Source organism: Pseudomonas yamanorum, assembly GCF_013386765.1.
In the GTDB taxonomy this organism is placed as follows: Bacteria; Pseudomonadota; Gammaproteobacteria; order Pseudomonadales; family Pseudomonadaceae; genus Aquipseudomonas; species Aquipseudomonas yamanorum_A.
Genome location: NZ_JACARE010000052.1, coordinates 40,610 through 59,768 on the forward strand (window position 1 = coordinate 40,610; position 19,159 = coordinate 59,768).

At 58.7% G+C, this 19,159-nt stretch carries 21 protein-coding genes and 1 tRNA gene; 17 read left to right on the top strand and 5 right to left on the bottom strand.

The window, feature by feature from the left end; all coding sequences use genetic code 11:
• Positions 1-16 precede the first annotated feature (16 nt).
• From murI to hemA, 5 genes are read right to left on the bottom strand one after another with little or no spacing between them, the layout of a single operon-like run.
• Positions 17-811, bottom strand: a complete 795-nt coding sequence (murI, locus tag HX875_RS29445; protein ID WP_177048175.1) for a glutamate racemase — start codon at positions 809-811, stop codon at positions 17-19.
• Positions 804-1,559, bottom strand: coding sequence for a molybdopterin-synthase adenylyltransferase MoeB (locus HX875_RS29450; protein ID WP_177048177.1), 756 nt, complete (start codon positions 1,557-1,559; stop codon positions 804-806). Before HX875_RS29450 ends, murI begins: the two co-directional genes overlap by 8 nt.
• A complete protein-coding gene (gene prmC / locus HX875_RS29455; protein ID WP_177048179.1) occupies positions 1,556-2,383 on the bottom strand; it encodes a peptide chain release factor N(5)-glutamine methyltransferase in 828 nt (275 codons plus the stop codon). The genes HX875_RS29450 and prmC overlap by 4 nt, the downstream gene beginning before the upstream one ends.
• Complete coding sequence (gene prfA / locus HX875_RS29460; RefSeq protein WP_177048181.1) at positions 2,384-3,466, bottom strand: peptide chain release factor 1; 1,083 nt, start codon at positions 3,464-3,466, stop codon at positions 2,384-2,386. It abuts the gene before it with no gap.
• Positions 3,463-4,752 carry a glutamyl-tRNA reductase gene (gene hemA, locus HX875_RS29465; protein ID WP_008432265.1) on the bottom strand — a complete coding sequence of 430 codons (1,290 nt, stop codon included), beginning with the start codon at positions 4,750-4,752 and terminating at the stop codon, positions 3,463-3,465. Before hemA ends, prfA begins: the two co-directional genes overlap by 4 nt.
• A gap of 303 nt (positions 4,753-5,055) precedes the next feature.
• Here hemA and HX875_RS29470 point away from each other — a divergent pair, with 303 nt between their 5' ends.
• The 17 genes from HX875_RS29470 (at position 5,056) to hrpT (ending at position 19,157) form a co-directional block, all read left to right on the top strand.
• Complete coding sequence (locus HX875_RS29470) at positions 5,056-6,780, top strand: tetratricopeptide repeat protein (RefSeq protein WP_177048183.1); 1,725 nt, start codon at positions 5,056-5,058, stop codon at positions 6,778-6,780.
• Between the two features lie 4 nt (positions 6,781-6,784).
• Positions 6,785-7,402: a lipoprotein insertase outer membrane protein LolB gene (gene lolB, locus HX875_RS29475; RefSeq protein ID WP_177048184.1), complete on the top strand. Its 618-nt coding sequence runs from the start codon at positions 6,785-6,787 to the stop codon at positions 7,400-7,402.
• A gap of 1 nt (position 7,403) precedes the next feature.
• Positions 7,404-8,255 carry a 4-(cytidine 5'-diphospho)-2-C-methyl-D-erythritol kinase gene (ispE, locus tag HX875_RS29480; RefSeq protein ID WP_076014967.1) on the top strand — a complete coding sequence of 284 codons (852 nt, stop codon included), beginning with the start codon at positions 7,404-7,406 and terminating at the stop codon, positions 8,253-8,255.
• 36 nt (positions 8,256-8,291) lie between these two features.
• A tRNA-Gln gene (locus HX875_RS29485) sits at positions 8,292-8,366 on the top strand.
• A 45-nt stretch (positions 8,367-8,411) separates the two neighbouring features.
• A complete protein-coding gene (locus HX875_RS29490; protein ID WP_003208392.1) occupies positions 8,412-9,353 on the top strand; it encodes a ribose-phosphate pyrophosphokinase in 942 nt (313 codons plus the stop codon).
• 136 nt (positions 9,354-9,489) lie between these two features.
• Positions 9,490-10,089, top strand: coding sequence for a 50S ribosomal protein L25/general stress protein Ctc (locus tag HX875_RS29495; protein ID WP_177048187.1), 600 nt, complete (start codon positions 9,490-9,492; stop codon positions 10,087-10,089).
• Positions 10,090-10,254: 165 nt separating this feature from the next.
• Positions 10,255-10,839: an aminoacyl-tRNA hydrolase gene (gene pth / locus HX875_RS29500; RefSeq protein ID WP_003208389.1), complete on the top strand. Its 585-nt coding sequence runs from the start codon at positions 10,255-10,257 to the stop codon at positions 10,837-10,839.
• Positions 10,840-10,862: 23 nt separating this feature from the next.
• Positions 10,863-11,963: a redox-regulated ATPase YchF gene (gene ychF, locus HX875_RS29505; protein WP_076014965.1), complete on the top strand. Its 1,101-nt coding sequence runs from the start codon at positions 10,863-10,865 to the stop codon at positions 11,961-11,963.
• 411 nt (positions 11,964-12,374) lie between these two features.
• A complete protein-coding gene (locus HX875_RS29510; RefSeq protein ID WP_177048189.1) occupies positions 12,375-13,313 on the top strand; it encodes a sigma 54-interacting transcriptional regulator in 939 nt (312 codons plus the stop codon).
• A 160-nt stretch (positions 13,314-13,473) separates the two neighbouring features.
• The gene (locus HX875_RS29515) at positions 13,474-13,680 is read left to right on the top strand and encodes a hypothetical protein (protein WP_177048191.1); all 207 of its coding nucleotides are present in this window, start codon (positions 13,474-13,476) and stop codon (positions 13,678-13,680) included.
• A gap of 223 nt (positions 13,681-13,903) precedes the next feature.
• Complete coding sequence (locus HX875_RS29520) at positions 13,904-14,164, top strand: EscI/YscI/HrpB family type III secretion system inner rod protein (protein ID WP_259197547.1); 261 nt, start codon at positions 13,904-13,906, stop codon at positions 14,162-14,164.
• Between the two features lie 5 nt (positions 14,165-14,169).
• Positions 14,170-14,970, top strand: coding sequence for a type III secretion system inner membrane ring lipoprotein SctJ (gene sctJ, locus HX875_RS29525; RefSeq protein WP_177048195.1), 801 nt, complete (start codon positions 14,170-14,172; stop codon positions 14,968-14,970).
• 13 nt (positions 14,971-14,983) lie between these two features.
• On the top strand, positions 14,984-15,532 hold the full coding sequence (locus HX875_RS29530) for a type III secretion protein (RefSeq protein WP_177048197.1): 549 nt from the start codon (positions 14,984-14,986) through the stop codon (positions 15,530-15,532).
• 11 nt (positions 15,533-15,543) lie between these two features.
• Positions 15,544-16,137, top strand: a complete 594-nt coding sequence (gene sctL, locus HX875_RS29535) for a type III secretion system stator protein SctL (RefSeq protein WP_177048199.1) — start codon at positions 15,544-15,546, stop codon at positions 16,135-16,137.
• 236 nt (positions 16,138-16,373) lie between these two features.
• A complete protein-coding gene (locus tag HX875_RS29540; protein ID WP_310503546.1) occupies positions 16,374-16,811 on the top strand; it encodes a type III secretion protein in 438 nt (145 codons plus the stop codon).
• Between the two features lie 13 nt (positions 16,812-16,824).
• Positions 16,825-18,966 carry a type III secretion system outer membrane ring subunit SctC gene (sctC, locus tag HX875_RS29545; protein WP_177048201.1) on the top strand — a complete coding sequence of 714 codons (2,142 nt, stop codon included), beginning with the start codon at positions 16,825-16,827 and terminating at the stop codon, positions 18,964-18,966.
• Positions 18,963-19,157 carry an HrpT family type III secretion system protein gene (hrpT, locus tag HX875_RS29550; RefSeq protein WP_177048203.1) on the top strand — a complete coding sequence of 65 codons (195 nt, stop codon included), beginning with the start codon at positions 18,963-18,965 and terminating at the stop codon, positions 19,155-19,157. The genes sctC and hrpT overlap by 4 nt, the downstream gene beginning before the upstream one ends.
• The last annotated feature ends 2 nt before the right edge of the window (positions 19,158-19,159 follow it).

A 19,159-nucleotide genomic window follows, 5' to 3' on the forward strand; every position in this document is an offset into this window, starting at 1 on the left:
TTATTTCACGTTTTTTTCACACGCCAAAACTACGCACAACGCCAGGAGATTTCCATAGGGTTGGTAGGATTTTTCTTAGGTGATCCGGATCGCCGCTGGTCCAGAACTGTGCAGGCTCGGGATTGCCGGTGGCCAGCAGTTCGCGATCACTCAGCAGGCGCTGTAACTGACGGGCGACTGCCGCGCCCGTGTCGATCAGAATGATCGTCGGCGGGAGCATTTCGGCAAGCAAGGGCTTGAGGAAGGGATAGTGGGTGCAGCCCAGGATGATGGTGTCGCAACCGGCCGCAATCAGCGGCTCGACATAGCCTTGCAACAGCCGGCGCAACGCCAGGCTGTTCAAGTCGCCGGTCTCGATCAACTCCACCAGGCCCGGGCAGGGCTGGGTCATCACCCGCACATCTGTAGCGAAACGGTCGAGCAAGGCGGCAAACTTGGCGCTTTGCAGGGTGCCGGTGGTCGCCAGCACGCCGACCACGCCACTGCGGGTCGCGGCGGCGGCGGGTTTAACCGCAGGCTCCATGCCCACCAGCGGCCAGTCTGGATAGTCCTGGCGCAAATCGGCGACGGCGGCGACGGTCGCCGTGTTGCAGGCAATCACAAAGGCCTTGGCGCCTTTCTCCCGGAAGAACTGCGCCACCCGTCGCGAGCGATCAAGGATGAACGCCGGAGTTTTTTCGCCGTAGGGAATATGGCCGCCATCCGCCACGTACAGCAGCGATTCATGGGGCAGCAGACGCTGGATTTCGTCCAGCACCGACAGGCCGCCGACACCGGAGTCGAACACACCAATCGGCGCGTCCTTAACCATGCTGGCTACCGCAGACGCTGCAACCGGGATCGCGCTTGACCCGCAGTTCACGGAACCGGCTGGTAAGAGCGTCGATCAACAACAGCCGCCCCACCAGCGGCTCGCCGAAACCGGCGAGCAACTTCAAGGCTTCCAGGGCCTGCAGGCTGCCGACCAAACCCACCAGCGGGCCGATGACGCCGGCTTCGCTGCAGGTCAGTTCGGCTTCGCTGCCGTGCCCGTATAAACAGTGGTAGCACGGGCTTTCGGCGCGGCGCGGGTCGAACACCGACAACTGGCCCTCCAGGCGAATCGCGGCGCCGCTGACCAGCGGCTTGCCGGCAGCCACACACGCAGCATTGACTGCCTCGCGGGTGGAGAAGTTGTCGCTGCAATCCAGTACCACGTCGACCGCCGCCACGGCGGCCGCAAGGGAATCCACATCCAACGCGCTGCGATGGGCGACCAGCTGTATCTCAGGATTGATCGCGCTCAGGCGGCGAATCGCCGAGTCGACCTTGCTCAGGCCGACGCTGTCGGTGTCATGAAGGATCTGGCGCTGCAAGTTGGTCAGGTCGACGGTATCGAAATCCGCCAAATGCAGCTCACCCACACCCGCCGCCGCCAGGTACAGCGCCACGGGCGAACCAAGGCCACCGAGCCCGACGATCAGCGCGCGGCCGTTTTTCAGGCGCAACTGGCCATCGATGTCGACATGCTGCAACAGAATCTGCCGGCTATAGCGCAACAGCTCCTGGTCGTTCATCACGGGCGGCGTCCCAACGTGATGCGTTCGTGGCCGCCCAGGTCGATGCGGCTGTGGACTTCTTCAAAGCCCTCCCCCAGCAGCAGGTCGCGAACGGCAGGCGCCTGGTCGTAACCGTGTTCCAGCAACAACCAGCCGGCGGCGTCGAGGTGCGCAGGCGCCTGGGCGATGATCAGCCGCAGGTCGTCCAGGCCATCGTGCCCGGCCACCAGCGCACTGGCCGGCTCAAAGCGCACATCACCGGCCACCAGGTGCGGATCGGTGTCGGCGATATAAGGCGGGTTGCTGATGATCAGGTTGTAGGTGTGGCCTTCGAGGGCGCTGAACCAATGGCTGTTCAGCACCGTGGCGTTGTTCAGGTGCAGGCGCTGGCGGTTGCGCTCGGCCAGGGCCACGGCTTCCAGCACGCGGTCGACGGCGGTGACTTGCCAGGCCGGGCGCTCACTGGCTAGGGCCAGGGCAATCGCGCCGCTGCCGGTGCCCAGGTCGAGGACCTTGGCCGGGGTGGCCGGCAGCAATTCCAGGGCGGCTTCCACCAGCATCTCGGTTTCCGGACGCGGGATCAGCGTGTGGGGTGCCACTTCCAGGTAGAGCTTCCAGAAGCCCTGCTGGCCGAGGATGTAGGCCACCGGCTCGCCGGTGCGGCGGCGTTGCAGGTAGTCGGCAAAGGTCAGTGCGTCTTCGCTGCTGACGATTTTTTCCGGCCAGGTGTGCAGGTAGCTGCGGGACTTGCCCAGGGCAGCCGCCAGCAACAATTCCACGTCCAGGCGCGCAGTGGGCGAGTCCGGCAGGTCGGCGGCGCGTAACAGGCTGGCAATAATGGTCATTTATTCACCTATCGCCGCCAGCTGGTCGGCCTGGTATTCGGCCAACAATGGCTCGATGACTGCATCAACGCCACCGGCCAGGATTTCGTCCAGGGAGTACAGCGTCAGGTTGACGCGGTGGTCGGTGACCCGGCCCTGGGCAAAGTTGTAAGTACGGATGCGCTCGGAACGGTCGCCCGAACCCACCAGCAACTTGCGCTCGCTGGCAATCGCGTTGGCGGCAGCGCTGGTCTGCTGGTCGTTGAGCTTGGCCGACAGCCAGGACATGGCCCGCGCACGGTTCTTGTGCTGGGAACGTTCTTCCTGGCACTCCACCACGATGCCCGAAGGCAAGTGGGTGATACGGATCGCCGAGTCGGTCTTGTTGACGTGCTGACCACCGGCGCCCGATGAACGGTAGGTGTCGACCCGCAGGTCCGCCGGGTTGATCTCGATGGCTTCCTGTTCGTCCGGCTCGGGCAACACGGCCACGGTGCACGCGGAGGTGTGGATACGGCCCTGGGATTCCGTCGCCGGCACCCGCTGCACGCGGTGCACGCCAGACTCGAACTTCAGCTTGCCGTAGACATTCTCGCCTTCCACCCGGGCGATGACTTCTTTATAGCCACCGTGTTCGCCTTCGTTCTCCGACAGGATCTCGACCCGCCAGCCACGACGTTCGGCATAGCGCGAGTACATGCGGAACAGGTCGCCGGAAAAAATCGCCGCCTCGTCACCGCCGGTGCCGGCACGGATTTCGAGGAACACGTTGCGACCGTCGTTAGGGTCCTTGGGCAGCAGCATGCGTTGCAGGTCGCCTTCCAGTTCGATCAGCTTGTCCTTGGCTTCACGCACTTCTTCAACGGCCATTTCGCGCATGTCCGGGTCACTGTCCTTGAGCAGCGCCTGGGCGCCTTCGAGGTCAGCCTGAACCTTGAGCAACTGTGTATAGGCGCCCACAATCGGTTCAACTTCCGCGTATTCCTTGGAATAGGTGCGGAACTTGGTTTGATCGGAGATGACTTCGCCATCGCCGAGCAAGGCGGTCAGTTCTTCGAAACGGTCCTGAAGGACGTCCAGTTTATTGAGCAGTGACGCTTTCATTGCGGTTTTTTATCCGAAGAGCTTTCTGTCGCGCCCTCACCGAGGGCAAAGAGTTCCTGGGCCATGGCCAGCGCATCGAGGCGGCCTTCGGCGGTAAGCTTTTTCAACTGGACACTGGGGGCGTGCAGCAATTTGTTGGTCAGGCCGCGCGCCAGTTGCATCAGCACGTCTTCGGCGCTGCTGCCGTTGGCGAGCATACGCTGGGCCTTGATTAATTCCTCGTCCCGCAGCCGTTCGCCTTGCTGACGATAGGCCTTGAGCACGTCCACCGCCGCCAGTTCACGCAGGCGCACCATGAAATCGTCGGCACCGGTGCTGACCATTTCCTCGGCGGCCTGGGCTGCGCCCTGGCGACTCTTGAGATTTTCGGCGACCACTTCGTGCAGGTCGTCGACGCTGTAGAGGTAAACGTCGTCCAACTCGCCGACTTCAGGCTCGATATCCCGGGGAACGGCGATATCCACCATGAAGATCGGCTTGTGCTTGCGCAGTTTCAGGGCGCTTTCCACCGCGCCTTTACCCAGGATCGGCAACTGGCTGGCGGTGGAGCTGATAACGATATCGCTGCGCACCAGTTCGGCCGGGATGTCGGAGAGCAACACCGCGTGGGCACCGAATTGCTCGGCGAGGATACTCGCGCGCTCCAGGGTGCGGTTGGCGACGACGATACGCTTAACCCCCAGCTCGTGCAGATGGCGGGCGACCAGGGTGATGGTCTCGCCGGCGCCGATCAGCAGGGCCTGGCTGCGTTGCAAGTCACTGAAAATCTGTTTGGCCAGGCTGACGGCGGCAAACGCCACGGACACCGGGTTTTCACCGATGGCGGTGTCGGTGCGCACTTGCTTGGCCGAATTGAAGGTGGCCTGGAACAGGCGCCCCAGCAACGGGCCGATGGTGCCGGCCTCGCGGGCCACGGCGTAGGCCGACTTCATCTGGCCGAGGATCTGCGGTTCGCCCAACACCAGCGAATCAAGCCCGGAGGCGACGCGCATCATGTGACGAACTGCCGCATCCTCTTCATGCACATATGAGCTTTGGCGCAGCTCGTCGAGGCTCAAATGGTGGTAATCGGCCAGCCAGCGCAGCACCACATCGGCTGAAAGATGCTCCTGCTCTATATAGAGCTCGCTGCGATTGCAGGTCGAAAGGATCGCAGCTTCGCGACTGTCGGTGAGCCGGCAGAGCTGCTGCAAGGCCTCAACCAACTGCTCGGGAGTAAAAGCCACGCGCTCGCGGACGTCTACAGAAGCAGTCTTGTGGTTAATACCGAGTGCAAGGAAGGCCATTCAATATCGCTGATGATGTCGGGAAGCCGACAATTGTCCTACTTCGAATGATTCAGAACAACCACCGTAGGCTATTGTCCTAATGCCTTGTGTCTATAAAGGCATCCTGCAGGAGCGAGCTTGCTCGCGAAAAACGCTCAGGCAACGCGTCAATCCAGAATGAACGCGTTATCGTTGACGATCTTCGCGAGCAAGCTTGCTCCTACAGGGAAAGCAATAAGCGTATTACGGGCGCCCCGGTTATGTTTGGCCGAAGGCTTGTGTCATGATGATCCGACCGCAGGTTAGTCGTCCTCTTCCTATATGAATAGATCTTCCGCGTTGCTCCTTGCTTTTGTCTTCCTCAGCGGCTGCCAGGCCATGGCACCCGTGTCGCCGGACGGTACGCCGCCGGTAGAAGACAGCACTCCCGCCCCTGAAAAGCCCAAGGTTTATTCCTCGTTCAGTGAAGAGACGATCTTCAGTCTGCTGAGCGCGGAGCTGGCCGGCCAGCGCAATCGTTTCGACATTGCCCTGGATAACTATGTGACCCAGGCCATCAATACTCAGGATCCGGGGATTTCGGAGCGGGCGTTTCGCATCGCCGAGTACCTGGGCGCCGATCAGGCAGCCCTGGATTCCTCGCTGATCTGGGCGAAGAACGCCCCGGACGATCTTGAGGCGCAACGGGCAGCGGCCATTCAACTGGCCCGCGCCGGGCGCTATGACGACTCCATGGTGTATATGGAGAAGGTTCTGCAGGGCAAGGGCGACACGCATTTCGACTTCCTCGCGCTGTCGGCCGCCGACACCGATCAGGACACCCGCAACGGCCTGATGAAGAGTTTCGACCGCCTGCTGCAAAAACACCCGAACAACAGCCAGCTGATTTTCGGCAAGGCGCTGTTGCTGCAACAGGATGACGAGCCCGAGGCCGCCTTGAAGCTGCTGGAGCAACACCCGCCGGAAGACGGCGAAATCGCGCCGATCCTGCTGCGGGCCCGCCTGCTGCAAAACCTCAACCGCGGCAAGGAAGCGATTCCGCTGCTGGAAAAAAGTATCAAGAAGTACCCAGGCGACAAGCGCCTGCTGCTGACCTATGCGCGCATGCTGGTTGAACAGGACCGCATGGAAGACGCCAAGGTGCAGTTCGCCAACCTCGTCCAGCAATACCCGGACGATGACGAGTTGCGTTACTCCCTGGCGCTGGTGTGCCTGGAAGCCAAGGCGTGGGATGAGGCCAAGGGTTACCTGGAAGACTTGATCGCCCGCGAAAGCCACGTTGATTCGGCGCACCTGAACCTGGGCCGCATCGCTGAAGAGCGCAACGACCCGCAGGCTGCGCTGCTCGAGTACGCCCAGGTCGGCCCCGGCAACGATTACCTGCCGGCGCAGCTGCGCCAGGCCGATATCCTGATGAACAACGGCCGCACCGACGAGGCGGAAAAACGCCTGGCTGCCGCACGGGATGCCGAACCGGACTATGCAATCCAGCTGTATTTGATCCAGGCCGAGACCTTGTCGGCCAACAAGCAGGGCGACCGCGCCTGGAAAATCCTGCAGCAAGCCTTGCTGCAATACCCGGACGACCTGAACCTGCTGTACACCCGCGCCATGCAGGCGGAAAAACGCAATGACCTGGCGCAGATGGAAAAAGACCTGCGCCTGATCATCAAGCGCGACCCGGACAACGCCATGGCACTGAACGCCCTGGGATACACCTTGTCCGACCGTACAACGCGCTACGCCGAAGCCAAGGAGCTGATCGAAAAGGCTCACCAGTTGAACCCGGAAGACCCGGCCGTTCTCGACAGCCTCGGCTGGGTGAACTACCGCCTGGGCAACCTGGACGAAGCTGAACGTTTGCTGCGCCAGGCGCTGGAGCGCTTCCCCGACCAGGAAGTGGCCGCACACCTGGGCGAAGTGCTCTGGGCCAATGGCAAGCAACGCGAAGCGCGACAAATCTGGGAGAAGTTCCTCAAGGAGCAGCCCGAAAGCCCAATCCTGCGCAGCACCATCAAGCGCCTGACCGGATCCGAGACCCTTTAATTCTATGTTTTTGCGCCACGTCATTGTTTTCAGCTTTATCGCCCTGCTTGCCGGCTGTTCGGGCCTTGGCACCCGTGAATCTGTCGAAGGCCCGGGCAACCCGGCGCAATGGCAGCAGCACAAGGACCAACTCAGCAGCCTCGACGGCTGGCAGATTGAAGGCAAGGTCGGCATTCGTGCGCCGAAGGATTCGGGCAGCGGGACCTTGTTCTGGCTGCAACGCCAGGACTATTACGACATTCGCCTGTCAGGCCCGCTGGGCCGCGGTGCGGCACGCCTGACCGGCCGGCCGGGCCAAGTCAGCCTGGAAGTGGCCAATCAGGGCCGCTTTGAGGCACCGACGCCCGAAGCCCTGCTGGAAGAACAGATGGGCTGGAAGCTCCCCGTCTCGCACCTCGTATGGTGGGTGCGTGGCCTTCCCGCACCGGACAGCAAGAGCCGCCTGAGCCTCAACGGCGACAGCCGCCTGGCGTCGCTTGCGCAGGATGGCTGGCAGGTCGAGTACCTGAGCTATGTGCAACAGAACGGTTACTGGCTGCCCGAGCGCATCAAGCTGCATGGCACCGACCTTGACGTCACGCTGGTGATCAAGGACTGGCAACCTCGCAAGCTGGGGCAGTGACATGACCGCACAACGCCTGACCCTGCCCTCCCCGGCCAAACTCAATTTGATGCTGCACATTCTCGGTCGCCGTGAAGACGGCTATCACGAGTTGCAGACGATTTTTCAGTTTCTCGACTACGGCGATGAGCTGACCTTCGCCGTTCGCGATGACGGCGTGATTCAACTGCACACCGAATTCGAAGGCGTGCCTCACGACAGCAACCTGATTGTGAAGGCCGCGAAAAAACTTCAGGAACAATCCGGTTGCCCGTTGGGCATCGACATCTGGATCGAAAAAATCCTGCCCATGGGTGGCGGCATCGGTGGCGGCAGCTCGAATGCCGCAACGACGCTGCTCGGCCTGAATCACTTGTGGCAACTGGGTTGGGACCACGATCGCCTGGCCGCGCTGGGCCTGACACTGGGCGCGGACGTCCCGGTTTTCGTGCGTGGGCACGCCGCTTTTGCCGAGGGCGTGGGCGAGAAACTCACCCCTGTAGACCCCGAAGAGCCGTGGTATGTCGTGCTTGTTCCGCAAGTATCTGTAAGTACAGCAGAAATTTTTTCAGATCCACTGTTGACACGTAACTCTCCTCCCATTAAAGTGCGCCCCGTTCCCAAGGGAAACAGTCGAAATGACTGCTTACCGGTTGTAGCAAGGCGTTATCCAGATGTACGTAACGCTTTGAATTTGTTAGGTAATTTTACCGAAGCAAAATTAACCGGAACTGGAAGTTGTGTGTTTGGGGGCTTCCCAAGCAAAGCTGAAGCTGATAAAGTCTCGGCCCTTCTTACAGAGACCCTTACAGGGTTTGTAGCAAAGGGAAGCAACGTTTCGATGTTGCATCGCAAGCTGCAAAGTCTGCTCTAAAGGAACCGAGTACTGGGTACTCGTTGCAACAGATACAGGGGCGTCGCCAAGCGGTAAGGCAGCAGGTTTTGATCCTGCCATGCGTTGGTTCGAATCCAGCCGCCCCTGCCATTTTCTATACTCATCCAGGTTACCCTCAGCCTCTAGGTACTGCGCGTGTCCAAGATGATGGTCTTTACGGGGAATGCTAACCCCGATCTGGCTCGGCGTGTTGTACGTCAGCTGCATATCCCTCTCGGTGACATCTCTGTCGGTAAGTTCTCCGACGGCGAAATTACAGCCGAGATCAATGAAAACGTCCGCGGTAAAGACGTCTTCATTATTCAGCCGACTTGCGCTCCGACCAACGATAACCTGATGGAACTCGTCGTGATGGCTGATGCCTTCCGCCGCTCCTCAGCGACTCGAATCACAGCTGTAATCCCTTACTTTGGTTATGCCCGTCAGGATCGCCGTCCGCGTTCCGCACGTGTGGCTATCAGCGCGAAAGTCGTTGCTGACATGCTGACCGTGGTAGGCATCGACCGTGTTCTCACGGTTGACCTGCACGCTGACCAAATCCAGGGGTTCTTCGATATTCCGGTAGATAACATCTACGGCTCCCCCGTCCTGGTGGATGACATCGAAGACCAGCGCTTTGAAAACCTGATGATCGTGTCCCCGGACATTGGTGGCGTCGTGCGTGCACGGGCTGTTGCCAAATCCCTGGGCGTGGACCTCGGGATCATCGACAAACGCCGCGAGAAAGCCAATCACTCTGAAGTGATGCATATCATCGGTGATGTCGAAGGGCGTACCTGTATTCTGGTTGATGACATGGTCGACACCGCCGGCACCCTGTGCCACGCGGCGAAAGCCCTGAAAGAGCACGGTGCAGCAAAAGTCTTCGCCTACTGCACACACCCTGTGCTGTCGGGCCGAGCGATCGAGAACATCGAGAACTCAATGCTGGACGAACTGGTGGTGACCAACACCATCCCGTTGTCCGCTGCAGCTCAAGCCTGTTCGCGTATCCGTCAACTGGATATCGCACCGGTAGTTGCCGAAGCGGTTCGCCGCATCAGCAACGAAGAATCGATCAGCGCGATGTTCCGTTAAGGGTCACACCTTAGGCATCAACCTGACGAAAAGCGCCCCGCCCCAGCATTCTGTTGGGGCGGGGCTTTTTTGCCCATATCGCCTTTAGCGCTGGTCGCAAACGCTAGGGCGAATGTGGTTATTTTGGAGATACAACATGAACGATTTTACTTTGAATGCTGAACTGCGTTCCGACCTGGGGAAAGGTGCGAGCCGCCGCCTGCGTCGTCTCGCAAGCCTGGTTCCAGCTGTAGTTTACGGTGGCGAAAAAGCCCCTGAATCCATCAGCATGCTGGCTAAAGAAATCGCCAAACTGCTCGAAAACGACGCGGCTTACAGCCACATCATCGAGCTGAACGTTGGTGGTTCCAAGCAGAACGTCATCATCAAGGCACTGCAACGTCACCCAGCTAAAGGCCACGTGCTGCACGCTGACTTCGTTCGCGTAGTAGCCGGTCAGAAACTGACCGCTATCGTGCCTGTGCACTTCGTTGGCGAAGCTGCTCCGATCAAGAAAGGCGGCGAAATCTCGCACGTTGTAGCCGAGATCGAAGTGACCTGCCTGCCGAAAGACCTGCCTGAGTTCATCGAAGTCGACCTGTCGGCTGCTGAAATCGGCGACATCATCCACCTGTCCGACCTCAAAGCCCCTAAAGGCGTTGAGTTTGTTGCACTGGCTCACGGTGATGACAAAGCTGTTGCAAACGTACACGCTCCACGCGTTGCACCAGAAGCTGAAGAAGGCGCTGCAGAGTAATTCACTCTGTAATGCCGGAGCTTGAGGAAACATCGCGGACCGGAACGTAGCGAGAAAGCGGGCGAGAATGCGAGGTTGGCCTCTAACGGTTGATAAGCGTTTGTCGTCCACTTTCGCCGCACCAACGGCGATGTTATCCACAACTCCAAAGGAAGGGCCCCTGTCGTGACTGCCATTAAACTGATCGTTGGCCTGGGAAATCCAGGCGCCGAATACGAACAGACCCGGCATAACGCAGGGGCCCTTTTTGTTGAGCGCATCGCCCACGCCCAAGGCGTCAATCTTGTGGCCGATCGCAAATATTTCGGCCTGACCGGGCGCTTTTCGCATCAGGGTCAGGATGTTCGTCTGTTGATTCCCACCACCTACATGAACCGCAGCGGCCAGGCTGTCGCGGCGCTTGCGGGCTTCTTCCGGATCAAACCCGAAGAAATCCTGGTGGCCCATGACGAACTTGACCTGCCACCCGGCGTTGCCAAGCTCAAGCAAGGCGGCGGCCATGGCGGGCATAATGGCCTGCGGGACATCATCGCGCAGTTGGGCAATCAGAATACGTTCTACCGCTTGCGGCTTGGCATTGGCCACCCGGGCGTTGCCAGTATGGTTTCAAATTTCGTCCTGGGTCGTGCGCCACGCGCCGAACAGGAAAAACTCGATGCCAGCATCGATTTTGCCCTCGGCGTGCTGCCGGATATCTTCGCCGGTGAATGGAACCGCGCGATGAAAAACCTGCACAGCCAGAAGGCCTGACTCTTTACCCGAGGGGAAACACCATGGGATTCAATTGCGGCATCGTCGGCCTACCTAACGTCGGCAAGTCCACCCTGTTCAACGCCCTGACCAAATCCGGCATTGCGGCGGAGAACTTCCCCTTCTGCACCATCGAACCGAACACCGGTATCGTGCCGATGCCCGATACACGCCTGGACGCCCTGGCGGCCATCGTGAATCCAAAGCGCATCCTGCCGACCACCATGGAGTTCGTCGACATCGCAGGCCTGGTAGCCGGCGCGTCGAAAGGTGAAGGCCTGGGCAACAAGTTCCTCGCCAACATCCGTGAGACCGATGCCATCGCTCACGTGGTCCGCTGCTTTGAAGACGAGAACGTGATTCACGTCTCCAACAGCGTCGACCCGAAACGCGACATCGAGATCATCGACCTGGAACTGATCTTCGCCGACCTCGACAGCTGCGAGAAGCAACTGCAAAAGGTCACGCGCAACGCCAAGGGCGGCGACAAGGACGCAGTGGTCCAGAAAGCCTTGCTGGAGCAGTTGATTGCTCACTTCACCCTGGGCAAGCCGGCACGCAGCCTGATGAAGAGCATGAGCACCGACGAAAAAGCGGTGATCAAGGGCTTCCACCTGCTGACCACCAAGCCTGTGATGTACATCGCCAACGTGGCTGAAGACGGTTTCGAAAACAACCCGCTGCTGGACGTGGTCCTGGCCATTGCCGAAGAAGAAGGCGCGATCGTTGTACCGGTGTGCAACAAGATCGAAGCAGAAATCGCCGAGCTGGAAGACGGCGAAGAGAAGGACATGTTCCTTGAGGCCCTGGGCCTGGAAGAGCCTGGCCTGAACCGCGTGATCCGCGCCGGCTACGAAATGCTGCACCTGCAGACCTACTTCACCGCCGGTGTTGAAGAAGTCCGCGCCTGGACCGTCAAGGTCGGTGCCACTGCCCCGCAAGCGGCTGGCGTGATCCACACCGACTTCGAAAAAGGCTTTATCCGCGCCGAAGTCATCGCCTACAACGACTTCATCCAGTTCAAGGGTGAAGCCGGTGCCAAGGAAGCCGGTAAATGGCGCCTGGAAGGCAAGGAATACATCGTCAAGGATGGCGACGTGATGCACTTCCGTTTCAACGTCTAAGCGTCACCTGCGGCCTATGCCGCAAAACAAAAAGCCGATGCAGTGCATCGGCTTTTTTGTGGGCGCTCACTTCCAAACTTAACAAAAAAGCATCACGACACATTAATTAACTTTATATATTAAAAATATAAAACACTCAAAACGCCGATTTCCCCCCACCCCCAATAGTAACCCACCCCCCTCCATAAAAAGACAAGCCGTCTTTAGGATTTATCCTTCAAACAAAAAGAAAATAACAGCATAGAAACACTTGAACTTTGATCAGCCTCTTGAACTATAGATTTCAATACCCCTCCGACATTTCTTGACCAAGGTGACAAAATAAACAATTTCCGGTTTACTTCTCTGTATTCGAATGGACTCAAATAGTCTGAAAATAGTGATGCGATCCAATATTGGAGCAATAGCAATATGTCGCTTTCCTATCACCCTAAGTATGTTACAGACGCACCACTTACCGAATGCCCAGCGATCGAGGCTACTGTTCAGAACACGGCCGCACTTAATATCGATATGCTACTGCTGGGTGAAACAGGGACAGGTAAAGATACGTTGGCACAACGCATACATCTGTTATCCGGAAGAAAGGGAAACTTTGTTGCCGTCAACTGCGCGGCGATCCCGGAAAGCCTGGCTGAAAGCCAACTGTTTGGTGTCAACAGCGGTGCCTATACCGGTGCGATGCAATCACGGGCCGGGTTTGTCGAAGCCGCCCACCTGGGCACCTTGTACCTCGACGAAATTGACAGCATGCCCCTCAACCTGCAGGCCAAGTTGCTGCGAGCACTGGAGTGCCGGGGCGTTGAGCGTCTGGGCTCCACTCGTTTTATCCCGGTGGACATGCGAGTGATCGCCTCCGCACAGCAATCACTGGAGGAGATGGTCGAACAAGGGGCCTTCAGGCGCGACCTGTACTTTCGGCTGAACGTTGTCGATATCCGGCTCCCGCCCCTGCGCGAACGCCGTGAGCAGATCATTCCATTGTTCTTGAACATGATTCAACAAGAGGCAGAGCACTTCAAGTGCACCTTCCCTGCCCCATCCAGCGCACTGCTGCACCGGTTGCTCTGCCACCCCTGGCTGGGAAATGTTCGCGAACTGCGTTCGACCGCCAAGCGGTTTGTGCTGGGTCTGCCACCGATTGCAACCCCGATAAGCGAACAACAGGATACCCAGACAGGCCTGAAGGCACGTCTACGACACATTGAAAAAGCACTGATTCAGGAATCGCTGAGCCGCCATCACCACTGTGTGGACACTGTGGCGGCTGAACTGGGGGTTGCAAGGCGCACGCTGTATTACAGGATTAAACAACTGGGCATCGTCACTCTCCAGGCACCCACTGCGTAACAGCCAAACATTTGGAAAAATCTAAAAAACGCTGGAACGCTTTAGTCGTATCGACCACACAGTCGTAGCGTGATTACAAAATGCGAGAAGCACGGAACCCGTATCACTGATCACGACCAAAAAACCAACGACTAACGATCGAAGAACCTGGAGTTTAAATATGTCAAGTGTTGGATCCTACAATGCCGTCAGCAACGCTTTTTCTCCATTGGAGAATACCCTTAACAACGGAACGGATGCTGGTAGTGGTGGCAGTACTTCTGCGTCTGATCGAGCAGAAGCCGTTGCCGAAGCAACTTTCCAAGAAAGTTTAAAAGCAAAAATGATCTCGGGTTTATACGCCGCAGCTAAAGAGATCCGTTCGTAACACAACGGCCTCCCCTGCTCATCTGCCGGGGAGGCAGTCCTATGCGCTGAAGCAGAAAATTCGGCATCAGCCATTATTAGCAAATGGTTTCACACACTCACGCAGCAGGCCTTATATGCAGATAGAAGCATTTGCCCCTTCAACACTTTCTAATCGCCGAGAAGGTGCCAACAGCGCGCGAGAACCTTCAGCGTCCACGACAGATGTTGCCTTTTTCACGTCAATGCTCGAGCCCTCAACAGCGAGGTCAGCTGCCTCCGTTAACAACAGTGTATCGACGATGCTGACGGAGACATCGAACCACCTCACTGCGGCGAAAAGCCGCCTCGCGCGAGCGTTGAAAGCTTCAACCAACGGCCTGGACGCAGACACACTCAGAAAATACCCACGGGAACTGTCTCACACGACCCTCACTTCCCAGTTGCTGACCAAGAGCCTTGGCAAGGCAACCCAATGCATCGACAAAATTTGCAACTTGCAATAGTGAACATGACCCGATCCCTGCCTGTCGCTTTACTTCTGACGGTGGCATTTATGTTGACCGGTTGCGGCGACCGCGTTGAACTTCATCGCCAGCTCTCTGAGCAAGAGGCTAATGAAGTGATCGCCGAGTTGGCGGACAAGCATATTCGTGCCCAGAAGATTCCGGCCAAAGACGGTGTCGTCGTAGCGGTTAACGCTATCGATATCGGACGCGCCGTGCGCACACTGGAAGCCGCCGGGCTACCCAGAGTGGCGCGGACCACACTGGGCGATACGTTTCGCAAGGAGGGGGTTATTTCAACTCCGCTGGAAGAGCGGGCACGCTACATCTATGCCTTGTCCCAGGAGCTTGAGGCCACACTGTCCAACATTGACGGCGTCATCGTAGCCCGAGTGCACGTGGTACTGCCCGAACGCATCGCACCGGGAGAGCCTGTCCAACCCGCATCCGCATCCGTATTCATCAAGCATGATCCGCGCCTGGATCCCGACAACATTCGCGCACGGGTTCGCAGGATGGTCGCGAGCAGCATTCCGGGCATGACCACCGCGGTGGACAACCCGCAAAAACTGACCGTGATATTCGTGCCTGCCACCGCTTACCAGGATCCGCAACGCCTGGTGTATTTCGGCCCTTTTCTGGTCCCCGGCGATGATCTCGGGTTTTGGCGAGGCAGCCTTCTCATCTCCCTGCTCGCCTTGATGTTGACCGTGATTGGCGCCCTGTTTCTACACAACAGGCGCCAGCGTCTTGTGCAAGGGCCGCCCGTGACAGCCGAATTGGCCCGCCCAACTCATGACGCCTAGACCTGATCAGCCCTTGAGCGAACATCTGGCCTGGGCTCAATGGTGGGCATTTCCCTGGAAGCACGCCCTCCGGGACTGGAAGGATGGCAAGTACCCTGCGATTAACGCGCTGTATCGCATCGGTCGGTCAGCACCGGACGACCTCACGGGTATTGCAGCCTGCTTGCCGCCAGCACCGGATCCCACCGTGCTTCGCCTGGTTTTGGCCTCGACGGAACAGCTCGACCTGGCGCTGACACTGGTTCACTACACGTTCAACCCTGACGCCACAGCGCCTTTGAGCGACAGTCAGCACCTGTGGTGCACGCGTCTTTCCAAGGCTCTGCCCACCGCCATGCTGTCGCCTGGTGCGGATCCGTTGCAACTGCTCCACAGCTGGACCGGGCCCGAGACCTGGCAGCGCCTTCGACTAAGGTTCCCCCGTGAGCGCGTACACAAGGTTGAGCAGAACAACGCCTCACTCGAGAACGCCAGCAGCCGACTGAACATGCTATGGCAAGCCGTCGTATGGCGTGTGACGACACCGGAAAACGACCCTATGCCCCCTGACTCGAACGGGTAAGGAACACAACGATGCTATGTCAGTACACCATTGAGTTGCTCAAGGACAAACCAGGGTTGCCACGCAGCCTGATCCCCCGAGAGGAACTCGCGACCTGGGAGCAAGCCAGCCAGCTCATCAGTCGCGCCAATGCGCAGGCCGATGAACTGATAGCCCAGACAGAGAAGAAATGCGAAGCGCTGCTGGAGAAGGCCTCGCTGGAAGTCTGGCAGCGCGCGGATGCCCAATTCAAGCGATGGGAACGTGACCGCCAAGCCATGTGCGACAGCCTGGAGCAGTACGCAACATCAATCACCAACCAGGCGATTCGCTCCCTGCTTGACGCAACGGTAGCCCCGCAAAGGCTGGCCGCCCTGTTGAAGCAATTACTGGCGAACCAGGTCCCGGAGATCGATGCGTCGCTGCTCTGCCACCCTCATGACCTTGAGGAGATAAAACAGTGTCTCGCTAATCGCAAGGCCACGATCTGGAAGCTTCACGCCGACGAGACGATTCCCCCTCAAACACTTGTGTTGAAAACCGACGAGGGTGATTTCCGTATCAGTTGGCACTCGATGCTCGAGCTTTTTTTCAATCAGGCCCAAGAGCACCGGATAAGCGCTTGATGACTCACGCCTGAAAAAACTGATTTTTCAATGCACACCCACCCATAACAAAGGAACGCCCATGAGCCTTTTCAATGATCTGTCGCGCGAACTTTTAAGAACCAGCAGTACCTCCCATAAGCTTTTTAAATCAAGTTCCGGGGGGGCTGCGCAAGAGGGGGGAGACGCAGAATTATTCTATGAACTGGCAGTAAAGAGCACCGTGTCCCAGATGGCGTACCTGGAACATAACCGCGTTGAGCATATGCTGCTCAAAAGTACCTTTGACAGCTTTCAATAAAATGCAGGAGCTCGTCAGTCACTGGCTGAACAGCCGTAAAGAACAGCTCTCGCTGTTTGAAGGCGATGATGAACTCATGCTGAAACATCAGGGAGACGCGTTGTTGCTCGGGGCTCAACTGACCTCAAGCCGGCCAGATAACACGACCTTGCAAAACTGGATGCGCCTGGGCGCCGCCAGCCTGAATCATTTCCAGGGTGCGCTTTCCCAAAAGCCTGACAGCGGTGCGTTATGGCTGATTCAAAGCGTTCAGGATTCGCAGGGGTTGGACTCCGTGCTGGGTTGCATTGAATCCCTGCTCAACCAGCGTGACACATGGCGCTCCCTGTTCGCCCGCCTTGCGCAGCCTGCCCAAAACCTCAAACCCACCTCGCTACGTTCGCTGTCGTACTAATTAGAGAACCCTCATGTATAACAAGACCCACAAGCGCACCGGCTTGCAGATTGACTTGCCTGGTGTTCCATCAAAACGCGCCGACTGGCGCTACCTGATTGCACTGACCTGCCTGTTGGCTCCCGTGGAAAGCACCCTGGCCGCCGTCCCCAGCGAATGGAAAAACACCGCCTACGCCTATGAGGCAGAGCATAAGCCCCTGCGCGATGTACTGGAAGATTTCGCCCAGACCTTCGGTACCCAACTGCAAATCGACGGCCTCCTCGATGGCAACGTCAATGGCAAGATACGCGCCAATACCCCGCAATCGTTGCTCGACAGGCTCGGCGTAGAGCACCGCTTCCAGTGGTACCTGTACAACAACACGCTGTATATCAGCACCCTGGACCAACAAGAGTCTGCACGCCTGGAGGTCTCCTCCGAGACCATCGCCGACCTCAAGCAGGCCCTCACCGATATAGGCTTGCTCGATAGCCGCTTCGGTTGGGGCGAATTGCCTGACGACGGTGTCGTACTGGTGTCCGGTCCCAAACGCTATATCGAACAGATCAAGCAATTCAGCAGCCAGCGCAAATCCCCGGAAGAAAAACAAAGCGTGCTGAGCTACCCGCTGAAGTTTGCCAATGCGGCGGATCGCCAGATTGATTATCGCGGCGAAAAAATCACCATCCCGGGCGTCGCCAGCATGCTGCGCGGGCTGTTGGAACCCAGGCAGGCCTCAACCCTTTCGGGGATGAGCCCGCGCCCCAACGCCCAATCACAACCGTCCCCCATCACCCCAACCTTTCCCCGGCTGGGCAACCCGATGCTGGGGCAGATGCTTGGCCCCACCATCAACCCGGGCACGCTGGACAGCGGTATGTCGCTCACGCCACGAGCGCCGGTTTCCACCAGCAGAATCCGGGTCGAGGCCGACGTGCGCAACAACGCCATCCTGATCTACGACCTGCCGGAACGCCAGGCGATGTACCGCGAACTGATCGCCCAACTGGACGTGGCGCGCAAACTGGTGGAAATCGATGCAATCATCCTCGACATCGAGCGCACTCAACTGCGGGAATTCGGGGTCAACTGGGGCTTTCAAAACAGTCGTTTCCGTGGCGGCGTGAACATGGCGCCCGGGACCTCGTCGCAACTGTCGATTGAAAACCGTGACCGCTTCTATGCCGATATACGTGCACTGGAGCAACGCGGCCTGGCGTCCATGGTGTCCAATCCGTCGGTCCTCACCTTGGAAAACCAGCCAGCCGTGATTGATTTCAACCGCACGCAGTACCTCACCGCCGGCACAGAAGTGGCGACCGTCCTGCCAATTACCGTTGGCACCAGTTTCCAGGTGGTACCCAGGGTGATCACCACCCGAGGCACTCACCAGATCCATCTGGTGGTGGATATCGAGGACGGTAACTTCGATGAGTCCAACCCCGAGCGCATCGGCCCGGACGTACGCCGCGGCAAGGTCAGTACCCAAGCGGTGATGGCGGAAAAACGCTCGCTGGTGGTCGGCGGCTTCCATGTCACCGAAAGCTCCGACAAGCACAGCAAGATCCCCTTGCTGGGGGACATCCCGTTACTCGGCAAGACGTTGTTTTCCTCGACCGAACGACAGAACAATCGCCGTGAACGGCTGTTCATCCTGACCCCGAGGGTCATCGGCGACCAGGCCGATCCATCACGTTACCTGCCCCAGGCCGATCAGGCGGAGCTGCAGGCCGCACTCAAACCTTTGGCCCGGCGCTATGCCGAACACGCGCCAGTGATCAAGCGCAGCGACATCACCAGCACCCTGGCGCATCTCGTCACCGGGCAAGTGCCGAGCGCCTTCAAAGCCGCACCGATGCCCCTGGGCATCGACACACTGTGCTCCACCCGCGACCTGTTGGCGATGAATACCGACCGCAACCAATGGTATGCCGGCCCACAGTTCAACGTGGCGGTAGTAGTGATGCGCAACCAGTTCAATCGCAATGTGCGCATCGATGAAAAAGAATGCAGCAACTCCCAGACCCTCGCCGTCAGCGTATGGCCACATGCCTGGCTCAAGCCGGGGGAAGAAGCCGAGGTCTTCATCGCCATGCGCCCTGTGGTCAAAGATGAACACATCGGTGTGCCCCGCCCCTCCCTGCTCACCCCCACCCGGAAGACTGCGCAATGAAACGGCTATTCACCCTCCTCGGCATCACCTTGCTTGTCGTTGGTTGCACACCGACGTGCAAGGGCGACTCCTGCTCACGCCCGCAATCGGGCGCCGATAAGATGGTGGTCTGGTGGCCACCGCAGATGCGCGTCGAACCCGGCCCGGCCGGCGAGCGTTCGGACTATCAAACGATTTCACTGGAACGGTGAGC

What these genes read in the sequence shown, in the direction of transcription:
- sctL (WP_177048199.1), top strand. Translation starts at nt 15,544, where the DNA reads ATGCTATGTCAGTACACCATTGAGTTGCTCAAGGACAAACCAGGGTTG.
- HX875_RS29510 (WP_177048189.1), top strand. Translation starts at nt 12,375, where the DNA reads ATGTCGCTTTCCTATCACCCTAAGTATGTTACAGACGCACCACTTACC.
- HX875_RS29495 (WP_177048187.1), top strand. Translation starts at nt 9,490, where the DNA reads ATGAACGATTTTACTTTGAATGCTGAACTGCGTTCCGACCTGGGGAAA.
- HX875_RS29520 (WP_259197547.1), top strand. Translation starts at nt 13,904, where the DNA reads ATGCTCGAGCCCTCAACAGCGAGGTCAGCTGCCTCCGTTAACAACAGT.
- sctC (WP_177048201.1), top strand. Translation starts at nt 16,825, where the DNA reads ATGTATAACAAGACCCACAAGCGCACCGGCTTGCAGATTGACTTGCCT.
- sctJ (WP_177048195.1), top strand. Translation starts at nt 14,170, where the DNA reads ATGACCCGATCCCTGCCTGTCGCTTTACTTCTGACGGTGGCATTTATG.
- murI (WP_177048175.1), bottom strand. Translation starts at nt 811, where the DNA reads ATGGTTAAGGACGCGCCGATTGGTGTGTTCGACTCCGGTGTCGGCGGC.
- prfA (WP_177048181.1), bottom strand. Translation starts at nt 3,466, where the DNA reads ATGAAAGCGTCACTGCTCAATAAACTGGACGTCCTTCAGGACCGTTTC.
- hrpT (WP_177048203.1), top strand. Translation starts at nt 18,963, where the DNA reads ATGAAACGGCTATTCACCCTCCTCGGCATCACCTTGCTTGTCGTTGGT.
- ispE (WP_076014967.1), top strand. Translation starts at nt 7,404, where the DNA reads ATGACCGCACAACGCCTGACCCTGCCCTCCCCGGCCAAACTCAATTTG.
- hemA (WP_008432265.1), bottom strand. Translation starts at nt 4,752, where the DNA reads ATGGCCTTCCTTGCACTCGGTATTAACCACAAGACTGCTTCTGTAGAC.
- ychF (WP_076014965.1), top strand. Translation starts at nt 10,863, where the DNA reads ATGGGATTCAATTGCGGCATCGTCGGCCTACCTAACGTCGGCAAGTCC.
- HX875_RS29515 (WP_177048191.1), top strand. Translation starts at nt 13,474, where the DNA reads ATGTCAAGTGTTGGATCCTACAATGCCGTCAGCAACGCTTTTTCTCCA.
- prmC (WP_177048179.1), bottom strand. Translation starts at nt 2,383, where the DNA reads ATGACCATTATTGCCAGCCTGTTACGCGCCGCCGACCTGCCGGACTCG.
- HX875_RS29470 (WP_177048183.1), top strand. Translation starts at nt 5,056, where the DNA reads ATGAATAGATCTTCCGCGTTGCTCCTTGCTTTTGTCTTCCTCAGCGGC.
- lolB (WP_177048184.1), top strand. Translation starts at nt 6,785, where the DNA reads ATGTTTTTGCGCCACGTCATTGTTTTCAGCTTTATCGCCCTGCTTGCC.